Origin of the sequence: Amycolatopsis pigmentata, from assembly GCF_042684065.1 — a bacterium.
Classification (GTDB): domain Bacteria; phylum Actinomycetota; class Actinomycetes; order Mycobacteriales; family Pseudonocardiaceae; genus Amycolatopsis_E; species Amycolatopsis_E pigmentata.
Genome location: NZ_JBHUKR010000017.1, coordinates 39,728 through 52,715, shown reverse-complemented (window position 1 = coordinate 52,715; position 12,988 = coordinate 39,728). Strand labels below are relative to the sequence as shown.

13 protein-coding genes and 1 pseudogene are annotated in these 12,988 nt (G+C 68.9%); 10 read left to right on the top strand and 4 right to left on the bottom strand.

Annotated features, from left to right (window positions below; all coding sequences use genetic code 11):
* Positions 1 to 168: 168 nt before the first annotated feature.
* Both ACFSXZ_RS27840 and ACFSXZ_RS27835 read left to right on the top strand, forming a co-directional pair.
* Positions 169 to 1,284: a carboxylate-amine ligase gene (locus tag ACFSXZ_RS27840; protein ID WP_378268175.1), complete on the top strand. Its 1,116-nt coding sequence runs from the start codon at positions 169 to 171 to the stop codon at positions 1,282 to 1,284.
* Positions 1,285 to 1,404: 120 nt separating this feature from the next.
* A complete protein-coding gene (locus tag ACFSXZ_RS27835; protein ID WP_378268393.1) occupies positions 1,405 to 2,343 on the top strand; it encodes an iron-containing redox enzyme family protein in 939 nt (312 codons plus the stop codon).
* Here the strand turns inward: ACFSXZ_RS27835 and ACFSXZ_RS27830 are convergent.
* Together ACFSXZ_RS27830 and ACFSXZ_RS27825 are read right to left on the bottom strand one after the other, a co-directional pair.
* A complete protein-coding gene (locus ACFSXZ_RS27830; RefSeq protein ID WP_378268174.1) occupies positions 2,338 to 2,553 on the bottom strand; it encodes a CDGSH iron-sulfur domain-containing protein in 216 nt (71 codons plus the stop codon). The two genes, ACFSXZ_RS27835 and ACFSXZ_RS27830, sit on opposite strands and share 6 nt — an antisense overlap.
* Positions 2,537 to 3,241 carry a methyltransferase gene (locus ACFSXZ_RS27825; protein ID WP_378268173.1) on the bottom strand — a complete coding sequence of 235 codons (705 nt, stop codon included), beginning with the start codon at positions 3,239 to 3,241 and terminating at the stop codon, positions 2,537 to 2,539. The genes ACFSXZ_RS27830 and ACFSXZ_RS27825 overlap by 17 nt, the downstream gene beginning before the upstream one ends.
* A gap of 156 nt (positions 3,242 to 3,397) precedes the next feature.
* Between ACFSXZ_RS27825 and ACFSXZ_RS27820 the strand changes: the two genes are divergently transcribed.
* The 6 genes and pseudogenes from ACFSXZ_RS27820 (at position 3,398) to ACFSXZ_RS27795 (ending at position 9,042) form a co-directional block, all read left to right on the top strand.
* Positions 3,398 to 4,141: a histidine phosphatase family protein gene (locus ACFSXZ_RS27820; RefSeq protein WP_378268172.1), complete on the top strand. Its 744-nt coding sequence runs from the start codon at positions 3,398 to 3,400 to the stop codon at positions 4,139 to 4,141.
* Positions 4,119 to 4,982 carry an NAD(P)H-hydrate dehydratase gene (locus ACFSXZ_RS27815; RefSeq protein WP_378268171.1) on the top strand — a complete coding sequence of 288 codons (864 nt, stop codon included), beginning with the start codon at positions 4,119 to 4,121 and terminating at the stop codon, positions 4,980 to 4,982. Before ACFSXZ_RS27820 ends, ACFSXZ_RS27815 begins: the two co-directional genes overlap by 23 nt.
* Before the next feature lie 122 nt (positions 4,983 to 5,104).
* Positions 5,105 to 5,365: a hypothetical protein gene (locus tag ACFSXZ_RS27810; protein ID WP_378268170.1), complete on the top strand. Its 261-nt coding sequence runs from the start codon at positions 5,105 to 5,107 to the stop codon at positions 5,363 to 5,365.
* Positions 5,362 to 5,823: pseudogene (locus tag ACFSXZ_RS27805) on the top strand (phosphate ABC transporter ATP-binding protein); the annotation flags it as partial. The gene ACFSXZ_RS27810 and the pseudogene ACFSXZ_RS27805, both read left to right, overlap by 4 nt.
* Positions 5,824 to 6,065: 242 nt before the next feature.
* Positions 6,066 to 7,097 (top strand): chemotaxis protein CheB, encoded by a 1,032-nt coding sequence (locus ACFSXZ_RS27800; protein WP_378268169.1) that lies wholly within the window; start codon positions 6,066 to 6,068, stop codon positions 7,095 to 7,097.
* Positions 7,098 to 7,128: 31 nt separating this feature from the next.
* Entirely contained in the window at positions 7,129 to 9,042 is a 1,914-nt protein-coding gene (locus ACFSXZ_RS27795) for a CheR family methyltransferase (RefSeq protein WP_378268392.1), read from the top strand.
* Here ACFSXZ_RS27795 and ACFSXZ_RS27790 read toward each other — a convergent pair.
* On the bottom strand, positions 8,987 to 9,802 hold the full coding sequence (locus tag ACFSXZ_RS27790; protein ID WP_378268168.1) for an ATP-binding protein: 816 nt from the start codon (positions 9,800 to 9,802) through the stop codon (positions 8,987 to 8,989). The two genes, ACFSXZ_RS27795 and ACFSXZ_RS27790, sit on opposite strands and share 56 nt — an antisense overlap.
* 229 nt (positions 9,803 to 10,031) lie before the next feature.
* On the opposite strand from ACFSXZ_RS27790, the gene ACFSXZ_RS27785 reads away from it, so the two are divergent.
* Together ACFSXZ_RS27785 and ACFSXZ_RS27780 are read left to right on the top strand one after the other, a co-directional pair.
* Positions 10,032 to 10,445: a DUF6153 family protein gene (locus tag ACFSXZ_RS27785; RefSeq protein WP_378268167.1), complete on the top strand. Its 414-nt coding sequence runs from the start codon at positions 10,032 to 10,034 to the stop codon at positions 10,443 to 10,445.
* 242 nt (positions 10,446 to 10,687) lie between these two features.
* Positions 10,688 to 11,449 (top strand): hypothetical protein, encoded by a 762-nt coding sequence (locus tag ACFSXZ_RS27780; protein ID WP_378268166.1) that lies wholly within the window; start codon positions 10,688 to 10,690, stop codon positions 11,447 to 11,449.
* Here the strand turns inward: ACFSXZ_RS27780 and ACFSXZ_RS27775 are convergent.
* On the bottom strand, positions 11,436 to 12,908 hold the full coding sequence (locus ACFSXZ_RS27775) for an FAD-dependent monooxygenase (protein WP_378268165.1): 1,473 nt from the start codon (positions 12,906 to 12,908) through the stop codon (positions 11,436 to 11,438). The genes ACFSXZ_RS27780 and ACFSXZ_RS27775 overlap by 14 nt on opposite strands.
* Between the last annotated feature and the right edge of the window lie 80 nt (positions 12,909 to 12,988).

Here is a 12,988-nt window from a genome sequence, read left to right as displayed (position 1 = left end):
TCACTGTTCACTTCTTACCGAAAAAGGCTCTGTCAACAGTATTCTCTTGCTGAACTTGCTTGATTGGAAATTCACAACACGAAGAGATAACAGCTCGGCGGGCGAATCCGGCATACCTGGGCGAAGAACATCATGCGTAGCGCGGCCGGAGTGGTGGTATGCCCGAGCGTGAACGTGGATGGGGCGGCGGGCGAGACGATCGGCGTCGAGGAAGAGTTCCTGTTGGTCGAACCCGAGCGCGGTGTCACCGTAGGAGCGGCCGGTGCGGTGGTCGGTCAGCTGGCCTCGATCAGACTGCCGGGCGGTGGCACGGTGCAGCGGGAATTGCGGCCTTCGCAGATCGAGGCGGCCACCGGGGTCTGCTCGAACACGGGCGTGCTTCGGGAGCAGTTACGGGCCGGTCGTCGCGCGCTGGCTGAGGCGGCACGGGCCGTGGATGTGCTGGTGGTGCCTGTCGGCACACCACCGGTGCGCGGAACGACCGCGCACGATTCCGGGCGCGACGCCGGAGCCGATGCTCGCTTCGCCCGGATCGACGGGCTGTATGCCGGGGTGGTCCGGGACTACGAAGCGTGCGGTCTGCACGTCCATATCGGCGTGCCGGACAAGGATCTCGCGGTGGCGGTGGTCGGTCACGTGAACCGGTGGCTGCCCACACTGCTGGCGCTGTCGGTCAACTCGCCGTTGCACGACGGCCGGGACACCGGGTACGGCAGCTGGCGCATCGTGCAGCAGTCCCGTTTTCCCGGTTCCGGCCTGGCGTCGCCCACCACCGGCTATCGCGCCTGGGAGGCCGCGGTTACGCGTCTCGTGGACTGCGGGGTGCTCGCGGATGTCCATCAGACGTTCTGGTTCGCGCGGCCGTCACCACGCCTGCCCACCGTCGAGTTTCGCGTCGCGGACACCGCCGCCGACGTCGACGATGCGGTGCTGCAGGCGCTGCTGACCAGGGCGCTGGTCCGCACCGCGCTGGCGGAGCTGGACCGGGGCAGGGAAGCCGGATCCCTGTCGCGACTGGCCGATGCCGCGGTGTGGTCGGCCGCCCGGTACGGGCTGTCCGGACCGGCGATCGATCTGGCCCGGGAAACCAAGGTTCCCGCCACCGCGCTGGTGCGGGAACTGCTCCTCCATCTCCGTGACGCGCTGGAAGACACCGGTGACCTCGACGAGGTCCGGGCACTGCTGAGGCGCACGAGCGGGGCCGCCCGGCAACGGCACCTCGCCGCGACGGCCGGTGTGACGGAGGTCCCGCGGCTGATGGCGCTGGCCTCCGGTGGTGACTGAACTGCCGGTTCCGGGTATACGCCTCAGGTGAGTGAGAAAGCGACGACTTTGGCCGTTCCCGCACCCGGCGCCGCGCGAGACCAGGCGGACCTGCCTGCCGCGCGGGGCCCGCTCTCGGCCATGGTGGTGGAGGCGCTGCGGGAACCGCCGCACGAGGTCCGGATGCCCGGCGCCGAACTGCGCGCGGCCGACCCGTTCGGCGATGACCTCCAGTTGGCGCTGCACACCTGCTACGAACTGCACTATCGCGGCTTCGCGGGTGTCACCGCGGACTGGGAATGGGAGCCGGCGCTGCTGCGGCTGAGGGCGGCGCTCGAAAAGGCGTTCCTGGCCGCCATCCGGGAGCGGGTCGCCGGTGGCGACGATGTGATGGGCGAACTGGACGCGCTGCTGGTCGAGCCCGTTCCCGGCCAGGGCCTGAGCCACTTTCTGAATCAGGAGGCCGAATGGTGGCAGATGCGCGAGTTCTTCGCGCATCGCTCGATCTATCACCTCAAGGAGGCCGACCCGCACGCGTGGGTCATCCCGCGGCTGTCGGGACGGCCGAAGGCGGCGCTGGTCGCGGTGGAGTTCGACGAGTTCGGCGGCGGCCACGCCGAGCGGGTGCACGCCCGGCTGTTCGCCGACCTGCTCGCCGCCGCCGGGATGTCACCGGACTACCTGCACTATGTCGAGCATGTGCCCGCGTGCGCGCTGGCGCCGGTCACCATGATGTCCCTGTTCGGCCTGCACCGGCGGTGGCGGGCGGCGCTGGCCGGCCATTTCACCGCGGCCGAGATCACCACCGGGCCCAGCGCGCAGCGGATGGACGACGCGCTCGCCCGGCTCGACGCCCAGGCGCCCTGCCGGCTGTTCTACACCGAGCACATCGAGGCCGACGCCGTGCACGAGCAGGTCATGCGCCGGGACGTCGTGGGCGGCCTGCTGGAGCAGGATCGGAATCTGGCAGGCGACATCGTCTTCGGCATCCAGGCGACCGACCTGCTGGAGCGACTGTTCGCGGAACATCTGCTCGGATGCTGGGCGGCTGGGCGTTCTTCGTTGCGTATACCGCTATGAGTCCGGGTTCTGGCGGACCTTCCGGCGATGGCTGGTGTCGCACAACGGATATCGCTTGCTGCGCCGGCACGCGCAGATCGCGACCATGAAGCGGTCGCAGTGCACCGTGGTGCCGTCGGCCAAGGACAACTCCACCGGTCCTTCGACCAGAATGGGACCGCCGGGCTCGACGATCACCCGGCGTCGCGGTTCCTCACGGGAGGCCGGCACGGATCACCACCAGGTCCTCGTGGCGCTGACCGACGTCGATCAGCCCCGCGTCCTCCAGGAACGTCGCGCGCGCCCGCATCACCGGGCCGAAGGGGATGCGGCGGCGGGCCACCACACCGGCGCGCAGACCACCCGAGCCGAGCATGTCCAGTGTGATGTCCACTCCGGACACACTCGAGTGCACGAGCAGCAGGCACCCGCCCGGCGCCAGCAACCGTGGCGCGATCGTGCACAGTGGATCGAGCAGCGCCCGGCCATCCGGTCCGGCGTCCCAGGACCGGTCACGGCCCGCCGGGCCGGTGGTCGCGGCGGAGGGCACATACGGTGGGTTGGCGAGCACGAAATCGAACCGGTCCGGCCAGCTCATGTCCACAAAGGACGCACGTCGGGTCTTGACCGGAAGTCTCAGGCGCCAGGCGTTCAGGCGGGTCGACAATACCGCCCGCCGGGAAATGTCGATCGCGGTCACCTCGCCCGTGCCGGTCAGCGCCGCGGTCAGGGCGACCGCTCCGGTTCCGGCGCAGACATCCAGCACGCGGGCCCCCGCGGGAATCCGTGTGGTGGCGACGACCGACGCCAGCAGGCGGGTGTCGTCCTGCGGGCGATACACCCCGGGCAGCCGGAACCGCGCGGGTGGCATCTCTGTCGCGGTGGGACAGGTGGGGAAACGTTCCATTGTGGTGGCCATGGGCACTCCCGGATTTTCTGGTGGTGTGACACGACCACCGTCGACCGTGTCGGCAGGCGAGGAATACCCGTCCGTGCGGCGCCAAACCCGGAGAAGCGGAGATCACACGCCAAAGGGGATTTTTAGCAACGTTCACTTGTGGGTACTACGGCTTGCGTGAGTACGCGGATGGCATGGGTGGGACTGCTCCGCCATGGGCAGAGCACGGGCAATGTCGCGCGAGAGGAGGCGGAGTCCGGTGGGCTCGAGGTGATCGACATCGCCGAGCGTGACGCTGACGTGCCGCTGACCTCGTTGGGGGAGAAGCAGGCGGCGGCCGCCGGGGAGTGGCTCGCGCGAAGCCCGGTGGATCTCGTCGTGGCGTCGCCGTACGTGCGGGCCGTCGAGACTGCGCGGGCCGCGCTTGCCGTCGCGGCGGAGCGTGGTGCGCGGGTACCGCGCGCGCCGGTGGTCGACGAACGGTTGCGCGACCGCGAACTGGGTGTGCTCGACCTGCTGACCAGCAAGGGCGTGCGAGAGCGTCAGCCAGGAGAACTGAAGCGCAAGCGCCGCCACGGAAAGTTCTATTACCGGCCGCCGGGCGGTGAGTCGTGGGCCGATGTCGTGCTGCGCATGCGTTCGTTGCTGCGGGAACTGCACGCGGACGCGGCCGGCCGGCGGGTACTGCTGGTCGCGCACGATATGACCGTGTACGCGTTGCGGTACCTCCTGGAAGGTATCCCGGAACGCGAGTTGCTGCGCGTGGCCGCCCGCACGGAGGTCCCCAACGGCTCGGTGACCGGCTGGGAGCACGTGGCCGACGGCCGCTACCGCCTGACCGAAGCGCAGGAGACCGCGCACCTGCACGCCACCGACACCCCACCGACAGAGGATGACGATGCCGCGCCCTCCCTCACCTGACGTCACGCCGGTCACCCCCGCGTTGCTGCGGAACTGGCCGGTGCGCAGCGACGACCGCGGCACGGCGTTCGTGCTCGGCGGAGCCCGCACGGTGCCGGGAGCGGTGCTGCTCAGCGGAACCGCGGTGCTGCGCGCCGGCGCGGGCACCCTCCAGCTCGGCGCGAGCGAGCGGCACGCCACCGCGCTCGGGGTCGCCATGCCGGAGTCTTCGGTGTTCGGGCTGCCCGAAACGGAAAACGGCGCGGTGTCCCGCGCGGCGGCCGAGGTGCTGGCCGACGTGCTGCCGAAGGCGCGTGCGGTGGTGATCGGCCCGGGGCTGACCGACGTCGACGAGACTTTCGCGCTCCTGGAACGGATTCTGCCGCTGGTGGCCGAAGAGTCCCGCCTCGTGCTGGACGCCTATGCGCTCGGGGCACTCAGCCGGAAACCCGAGCTGGTCGAGCCGTGGGCAGGCCAGAGCGTGCTGTCACCGAACCGGACCGAGGCCGAGTACCTGCTGGGCCACGACGTGACGGATTTCTCCGCCGCCGCAACGGAAATCGCCGAGCGATACCGGTCGGTGGTCACGCTGATGGGCGCGATCGCCACGCCCGGGGGCGAGCAGTGGTTCGATGGCGGCGGCCACATCCACCTGGCCACGTCCGGCAGTGGTGACGTGCTGGCCGGCCTGATCGGCGGCTACCTCGCCCGCTCGGCCACTCCGGCGCAGGCCGCCTGCTGGGCCACGCACGTGCACGCGCTCGCCGGACAGCGGCTGATCCCGAGGACGGGGGTGACCGGGCTGCTGGCGCGCGATCTCGTGGCCGAGGTCGGCACGGTGATCTCGGAGCTCAGCCAGTAACCACGCACGGCGTCCACTTCTCGGTTCGGCGACGTCCGTTGTTCATCTTCCGGCCCGGTGATGGGCCTGGATCGGCGCTTGGAAACGACACCGTGGTGAAGCCTGATCCCTGGAGGGTGCCCGTGCCCGTGCCCGTGGCGTGGAGACGCCTGTGGCTCTGGGTGTCGTTGCTGGTCTCGTCGTCGGTCGTCGCCGGGAGCGGGGTGGGCGGTCTGGGCAGGCCGGTCTTCACGCCGTGGCCGGACACGATCGGCGTCGTGAGCCCCATGGACACGCTGGGGAACCCGGTGGGCGCCGACGGTGAGTTGCCCGCCGACGCGCAGCTTCCCGCACTGTTGCTTCGCTGCTCCCGAACCTGCTGTGAAATCCGGAGGATCACGTGACGGTCACCCAGCCACTGCACCTGGACATCGCCGAGGTCGAGTCCGCCACTCTCGAAGCACGTTCCGTCTCGGCGTGGTTCGGCGAGCACAAGGTCCTCGACCGGATCTCGCTCGCGATGCCCGCGCGCTCGGTCACCGCGCTGATCGGGCCTTCCGGGTGTGGGAAGTCCACGTTCCTCCGCACGCTGAACCGGATGCACGAACTCATTCCGAGCGCGAGTCTGGCCGGTGAGGTCCTGCTCGGGGAGACCGACATCTACGATTCGTCGTGGAAACTCACCGATGTGCGCCGCCATATCGGGATGGTGTTCCAGAAACCCAGTCCGTTTCCCGCGATGTCCATTTACGACAACGTCACGGCCGGTCTCAAACTGACCGGCACCAAGGTCCACCGGAACGAGCGCGACGATCTCGTCGAAGAGTGCCTGACCAGAAGCGGGCTGTGGAACAGGGCGCGCCCGGTTCTGTGGTGGAGCAGGGAATGACCAGCACCCTGTTCGACTCGCCCGTCGATCCTCACACGGCCGATTACGTGCACGGCCGGTTCGGCTGACGGACCTGTTACCCGCCGGTACACAAACCGGTGAGGTGACGGCTAGCGCGGTACGCTGGGTGTCACCGCCGCGCGGAGCGTGTCCGTTGAGGGTGGTGGAGACGGGCGGGTCCAAGGAGCGGCGAGCACGGGATTCGGAGGCCGCAGGTGGAAAGGCCACGGGACCTGGTTGTGGTCGGAGCCTCGGCCGGTGGGGTCGAGGCGCTGCGTGACCTCGTCGCCGGTCTGCCCGCCGACTTCGCCGGGTCGGTGCTCGTGGTCCTGCACCTGCCGCCCGGTGGCGCGAGCGCGCTCCCGGCGATCCTTCGCCGTTCCGGTCCGCTCCCCGTCACCAGCGCGCGCCACGGCGAGCAGGTGAAGCACGGGCACATCTACACCGCGCCGCCGGACCACCACCTCCTCGTCGACGACACGACGATCCAGTTGACCCACGGGCCCACGGAGAACGGGCACCGGCCCGCGATCGACACCCTGTTCCGCTCAGCGGCACGGTCGCGCGGCCCGGCGGCGACCGGGGTGGTGCTTTCCGGTGCGCTCGACGACGGCACGACCGGACTGGAACTGATCAAGGCCCGGGGCGGGCTCGCCGGGGTGCAGGAGCCGGAGGACGCGCTGTACCGGGGAATGCCGGACAACGCACTCGCCAGGGTCAGGATGGACTTCATCCTGCCTGCCAAGGAGATGGGCCCGACCCTCGCCGTATACGTGCGCGAGATGGTGGACATCGACGGCACGGCCACGCTGTCGGAGATCGACGAGGCCGAGGTCCTTGCCTCGGTGTCCGGGCTTTCCCCGCCGAACGGGGGGCCGGAGGTGGTTGAAGTGTCCAAACCGTCCGGTCTGGCGTGTCCGGACTGCCAGGGCGTGCTGTTTTCGCTCGACGGGCGTGACACGCGGTATCGCTGCCGGGTCGGGCATGCCTGGACCGCGCAGGCGTTGTTCGAGCAGCAGTCCCGCGAAGTCGAGCAGGCGTTGTGGGCGGCGTTGCGGGCGCTCGAGGAGCAGCGCGATCTGGCCACCCGGATGAGCCATGACGCCGACGAACGCGGCTTCCCGCTCGTGGCCGATCGTTACCGGCGGCACCGCGAGGAGCGCTCCCACGCGGTCGAGGTGTTGCGCCGGTTCCTCTACGAAGGACTGACCCCGCCAGGTAAGGACACGGCTGGTGAAACGGCCTGACCGGGTCCCCGGCCCGCAACCGGCCGATAGGGTGCCGGGCGTGGAAGACGAACTCGACGAGGGCTTCGAGGCGATACTCGGCCATCTGAAGGAAGCTCGCGGCTTCGACTTCACCGGCTACAAGCGGAGCAGCCTCATGCGCCGGGTCCGCAGGCGGATGGCCCAGGTCGGGTTCGAGGGGTACACCGACTATCTCGACCACCTTCAGGCCAACACCGACGAGTTCGCCAGGCTGTTCAACACCATCCTGATCAACGTGACGGCCTTCTTCCGCGATCCGGACGCGTGGGACTACCTGCAGTCCGAGGTGATTCCCATGATCCTCGCCGAGCGCGGTCCCGGTGACCAGGTGCGGATCTGGAGCGCGGGGTGTTCCTCGGGGGAGGAGGCGTACAGCCTGGCGATCGTGTTCGCCGAGGCGCTGGGGATGGAGGAGTTCCGGCAACGGGTGAAGATCTACGCCACGGACGTCGACGAGGAAGCGCTCGCCCAGGCCAGGCAGGCCAGCTACCCCGAGAAGGCCATCGACGGGCTGCCCGAGAGCTATGTCCGGCGCTACTTCGAGCGGCAGGGCGACCGGTTCGTCTTCCACAAGGACCTGCGGCGCTCGGTCATCTTCGGCCGCAACGACCTGGTGCAGGACGCACCGATCTCGCGAATCGACCTGCTCGTCTGCCGCAACACCCTGATGTACTTCAACGCCGACACCCAGGCCGACATCCTGCGCAAGCTGCACTTCGCGTTGCTGCCGCGTGGCGTGCTGTTCATGGGCAAGGCCGAAATGCTGCTCTCGCACAGCCGCATGTTCGATCCGGTCGATCTCAAGCACCGCGTGTTCCGGAAGGTGCCGAACGCGCCGCTCGCCGGTTCCCTGTTCGGGCACCATTTCCTGCAGGACCGCCGGGGCGAACCCGGCGAGGCCGACGAACTGCGCGCGCTGGCGTTCGGGGTGACCCCGGTCGCGCAGATCGTGGTCAACTCCGGAGACCTCCTGATCCTGGTCAACCAGCAGGCCCAGCAGATCTTCGGGCTGTCCGATCGCGATCTCGGCCGCCCGCTGCGTGACCTGGAGATCTCCTACCGCCCGGTCGAATTGCGTGGCTACGTCGAGCAGGTCAGGAACGAGCGGCGCGCGCTGCGGGTCAAGGACGTGGAGTGGCAGCGCGGGCCGGGGGACATGTTGGCGCTCGAACTGCACGTCACGCCGCTCATTTCGGCGAGTGACGAGCCGCTGGGCGTGTCCGTGGTGTTCCACGACATCACCACGAGCCAGCGGCTGATCGCCGAACTGGCGAACGCGAACCGGCAGCGGGAGAGCGCCTACGAAGAACTCCAGTCCACGACCGAGGAGCTCGAAACCACCAACGAGGAACTTCAGTCCACTGTGGAGGAGCTGGAGACCACCAACGAGGAGTTGCAGAGCACCAACGAAGAACTGGAGACCACGAACGAGGAACTCCAGTCCACCAACGACGAACTGCAGACGATCAACAACGCGCTGCGGGACCGTACCGGCGAACTCGACGACCTCAACGAATTCCTGGAGTCGGTCCTCACCTCACTCCGCGCGGGCGTCATCGTGGTCGACCGCGAGATGCGGGTGGTGGCGTGGAACGCGGGCGCGGAGGAACTGTGGGGCCTGCGCTCGGACGAGACCGAAGGCGAGCATCTGCTCAACCTCGACATCGGCCTGCCGGTGGCCGAGCTTCGCCCGGTCGTCCGGCCCGCGCTCGCCGATCCCTCCTACACCAAGGACGTCGTGGTGGAGGCGGTCAACCGGCGGGGGAGGCAGGTCACGATCCGGGTTTCGTGCGGGGCGTTGCGGAACCGGCGTGGGCACTCGACCGGTGCCATCCTCGTGATGGAAACCGCCGGCGCCCTCAGTGCCGTCAGCCAGACCGCCACGGAGGGAACTTCCGGAAGAACCACTCCGGACCGGCCTTGAACGCCGCCCACACGACCTTGCCGCCCCGGATGTCCGGTGTGCAGCCCCAGGTCCGGGACAAATGGGACACAATGCGCAAACCCAGTCCGACGGGCAGTCCGGACTGACTCTGCCGCAACACGGCCTGATGTGGGCTCCCGTCGCGCACGGCGACCGTCAGCAGCCGATCGCGCAGTTCCAGCCGCAACTGCATCACGGTGTCCGCATGCTTGACCACGTTCTCGACCAGTTCCGAGGCCACACAGACGACTTCCTCGATTTCGGGCTCGACCGACCATTCGGCGCAAACCCCGCGGACGAACCGGCGCGCCAGCGCGGCGCTGGACGGCTCGGCCGCGAGATCGATCGTCGCCCGGCGGCGCATCGGCGTGACCCCCAGCGAATCGACGGCTTCGTCGATATCCGCGAAAACGGGCACGAACCTGCTGAACGCGCAGCGCTTCAGCCACCTCCGCCGGATCACGTCGGTGGCCACCACCAGGATCGGCACGCCCGGCCATTGGCTGACCTTCATCCACGCCGCCGAGAACACCGTCAGTAACGGCTCGGAGGGCACTTCGAGGCCGTCGACCTCCACGACCACCGCGCGGGGCTCCTCCAGCGCCAGCTTGATCAGCTGATCCCGCGTTCGGAGATAGTTGAGGGAGTCGAGCCGTCCGGTCAATCTCGCGATCGCGCACCCGGCCTGCTCGCGCTGGGCCACTTCGATTTCCGTCGAATCCTTCACCGGACACACTTCCCGCTGCCGGATCTTCGTCATCCTTAGTCACCACAAGTATTGCCCGGGTACCGCCGAGTTATGCGAGTCCGCAAGGATGTGTTTTCCCCGCGCGGCACGGGGTAACTCGGGCAAGGGGATCACGAACTCCCGCCTCCGTTCGCAGGTATCCCGAGCCCTCGCGAGCGGGGGCGGGTCCCCCTTGCTCCGGCATGGGCAGCCGTGCCTTCAGGCGTGGAGTATCTTGGCGGCGCCCATGAGAGCGGAACGGATGCGTGACAGAAGGCAGGCCCGGGCAGGTGCCCGGCTGCTGATCGTTTGCGCCGTGCTCACGGGACTGTTCCTCATGCACGGACTGTCGGCGCAAGCCTGCACGGCGAGTACCGACATGCCGGCCACGACCATGACCACGGGCGCGACGGCGGCCCATGGCGACCAGGCTTCCCGTGTTCTCGCGCAGAGCGAGCAGGCTGCCGCGCCGCATGCCGTTCACGGAGCGACTTGCCTCTTCACGCCCGCCCCGCGCGGCAGCGATGTCTTCGAGGCTCTGTCGCTGCTCGCCCTGGCCGTCGCGCTGATGTCGCTCGCCGGATGGGACCTCGGCGGCCGATACCCGAGAACTCACCGGGCGCCGCCACGCACCGGATCACGGCTTCTGACCACTTTGTGCGTTTCCCGGACGTGACAGGTCCGTGCTGAGCGAGCCATTGCCCGGCTCGCTCGCTCGCGATGACCTGTTCACTTCCGCATCCGAAAACGCTTGCGGTCAAAAAGAAAGACTTTTCGATGTTCACTCGTGCTCGTTCACGTCGTCTTGCGCTGAGCCTCGGAACGCTCGCTGTCACCGGTGTGCTGGTGGCGGCGTGCGGTTCCGCCACAACGGATTCCTCCGGTATGCCCGGAATGAACCACTCCACCTCCGGTCCGATGTCCGCACAAGGCGGGATGCCGGGCATGGACGACATGCCTGCCGGCGACGGGCTGGCACCGGAATCGGACGGATTCCGGTTCGCCCCCGCCACCACCTCGCTGCCCGCCGGGCAAGCCACGTCGATGGCCTTCCGGGTCACCGACACCAGTGGGAAAACAGTGACCGCGTTCGAGCCGGACCAGACCGAACTGATGCACTTCTACCTGATCCGTTCGGACCTCACCGGCTTCCAGCACGTCCACCCCACCATGGCCGGGGACGGTACCTGGACCGCACCACTGGCCGCGGTCGCACCCGGCAGCTACCGGGCCTACACCTCCTTCATCACGAAGGACGCTTCCGGCAAGGCCGTCCCGCTGGTGCTCAGCCGGGAGGTCACGGTGCCCGGTCCCGCGGCTTCCACCGCGCTGCCGCCCGCGTCCACCACGACCTCGGTCGACGGCTACACGTTGACCTTGGCCGGTGACCGGCTGATGGCCGGGATGAGCCACGACCTCACCGTCACGGTGTCCCAGGGCGGCAGGCCGGTCACCGATCTGCAGCCCTACCTGGACACCTACGCGCACCTGACCGCCTTCCGTGACGGTGACCTCGCCTTCGCTCACCTACACCCGCACGGCACCGTCAACGGTGATCACGGCGGACCCGCGCTGAGCTTCGAGGCGATGCTGGCGAAATCCGGCCCGTGGCGGTTGTTCGTGCAGTTCAAGACCGGCGGTGTGCTCCACACCGCCGCGGTGACCGTCACGGTCGGCTGACCCGGAGACCGCGCGGGCCCGTGCCACGCCCCTCTCCGAACCAGCGCGTCAGTGCCGGTTCGAGATCGTCCGCGTGACCGGCCCAGACCACGTAGCCGTCGGGCCGGATGAGCATCGGCTCGACGTCGGCGCCTTGGCCCGCGCGGTCCACCCGGTCCGACCAGAGGTCGGCGACCTTGGCGAAGGTGCCGTCCGGATCGAGCAGCACACCGCGCCCGGACCGCAGCAGTTCGTGGACCCGGACCGGACCGAGGCCGAGATCCGGCGAAGGACGGCCGACGAGCGGATGGTCGTCGGTGCCCGGCATCGGGTAGCGGATGGCCATTCCGGACTGCAGATCGGCGAGATAGTGCTGCACGTTCGGCAGCCGTACGAGGTCGCTGAAGATCTCCCGGACGGCTGCCGTTTCCGGTTCGCGAGCGCCGGTCCAGTCCATCAGCAGGCTTTGCGCCATGACGTTGCGCAGTACGGCGGCACCGGCCGGGTGCCGCTCCGTGTGATACGTGTCGAGCAGGTCTTCCGGCGCCCAGCCGTGCACGGCGGCGCCGAGTTTCCAGCCGAGATTGAACGCGTCCTGCATGCCCGTGTTCATGCCCTGCGCGCCGAGCGGAAGATGGACGTGGGCGGCATCGCCGGCCAGGAACACCCGCCCGTGCCGGTAGCGCGCGGCCTGCCGGGCCGCGTTGGAAATGCGGCGGCCGTAACGAAGTTCGAGCAACCGGACGCCGGTTCCGAACACAGCACGCAGTCCCTCGCGGATTTCGTCCTCGGTGACGGGGACATCCCTGGACGGCGCTCCCGGGCCACCCAGGACGAGCCTGCGCAGCGGCCTGCCCTGCGGATCGGTGCCCAGCGGGAACAGCGCCACCCACTGCCCGTCGTCGCTCCAGGTGTGCGACGCCACCCCTTCGGCGCCGCTCAACCGCACGTCCGCGGCGATCACGGTCGCGGTGCCCGGCCGGCCCGGGAATTCGGCCCGCAGCAACGATCGCACCGTGCTGTGGGCACCGTCGGCGGCGACGAGGTAACGGCAGCGGATGGTGGCACCGTGCGCGAAGGTCGCGGTGACTCCGTGCTCGTCCTGGGCCAGACCGGTCAACTGGTGGTCGCGCCGGACGTGGATGCCGTGTGCGGCAAGGTGGTGTTCGAAGAATTCCTCGATCTTCACCTGCGGCACGGAGCGCCACGGCAGACGCTGCCGGGCGTGGTCGGCCGAGAGCGCGATACCGGCGAAGTGACCGGTGGCGGCCGGGTAGTTTCCGGTGGCCAGCAACGGTTCCAGCAGGCCGCGCTGGTCGAGTGCTTCCAGCGTCCGGGATTGCACACCGCCTGCCCTGGACAATTCGCTGCGCTGGGACAGTTGGTCGGCCAGCACGGTCGAAACTCCGGCCAGCCGCAGTTCGTTGGCCACGGTCATGCCGGTCGGCCCGGCCCCGGCGATGAGCACGTCGGTGTCCATGGATTCTCCCTTGGTCGTGTCGATCAGGACGGGAGCAACGCTCCGCCCAGCGCAGGCCCCGGTGCCAGAAACCGGCTTCG